Below are 1,041 nucleotides of genomic sequence, written 5' to 3' on the forward strand. Positions count from 1 at the left end.
CGGCCACGACGTCCTGAACGGCGGCGCCGGTGACGATCTATTGTACGGCGGCGCGGGCGTGAACCGGCTCGTCGGCGGCGAGGGCTTCGATACCGTGTCGTACGAGGACGCTACCGCCGGCGTGACCGCGTGGCTGTCGTTCAGCTGGAACAGCGACGAGTTCCAGGGTGTCGAGGCGCTGAGCGGCTCGGCCTACGCCGATGACCTGCGCGGGGATGCCAGCGACAACCTGCTGAGCGGCAACGCCGGCAACGACAGCCTCTACGGCGCGCTCGGCCACGACACGCTCGCTGGCGGCGACGGCAACGATCACTTGGCCGGCGGCGACGGCAACGACACCCTGCAGGGTGGGGCCGGAGCCGACACGCTTGCGGGCGATGCTGGTGTGAACAGTCTCGACGGCGGCGAGGGCGACGATGTGTTCCTGGGCGGCGCCGGCACGGATGCGGTCCAGGGCGGGGCCGGCACCGACGTGGTGTCCTATGCCAATGCCAGCGCCGGCGTGACGGCGAGCCTGACCGGCGGCGGCCTTGGCGGCGAGGCGGCCGGCGACACCTATGCCGGCATCGAGGGGCTGCGCGGCACCGGCTACGACGACGCGCTCACCAGCGGCAGCCAGGGCGGGGCGCTCTACGGCGGCGGCGGCTTCGACCAGCTCTACGGCCAGGGTGGCGCCGATCTGCTTGCGGGCGAGGCCGGTGCCGACTACGTCACCGGCGGTGCGGGCGCCGACACGCTCTCGGGCGGTCTCGGCCTCGACATGCTGAACGGCGACGCGGACGACGATCAGCTCTCCGGCGGCGACGACAACGACCAGCTCGACGGCGGCGAGGGCAACGATGTGCTCGCGGGTGATGCCGGCGACGACTACGTCTGGGGTGGCTTGGGGGCCGACACGGTCGCGGGCGGTCTCGGCAACGATCTGCTCTCGGGCCAGGACGGCCACGACCGGCTCCAGGGCGGCGACGGCTTCGATCAGCTCGACGGCGGTGCCGGCGACGACACGCTGCTGGGTGACGAGGGCGACGATTACCTCTTCGG

At 72.3% G+C, this 1,041-nt stretch carries 1 protein-coding gene; it reads left to right on the top strand.

Annotated elements, in window-relative coordinates; genetic code table 11:
- On the top strand, nt 1-1,041 hold a 1,041-nt coding region (locus VB672_RS22555; RefSeq protein WP_329786434.1), incomplete at both ends, for a calcium-binding protein.

Source organism: Microvirga sp. CF3016, from assembly GCF_036314085.1.
In the GTDB taxonomy this organism is placed as follows: domain Bacteria; phylum Pseudomonadota; class Alphaproteobacteria; order Rhizobiales; family Beijerinckiaceae; genus Microvirga.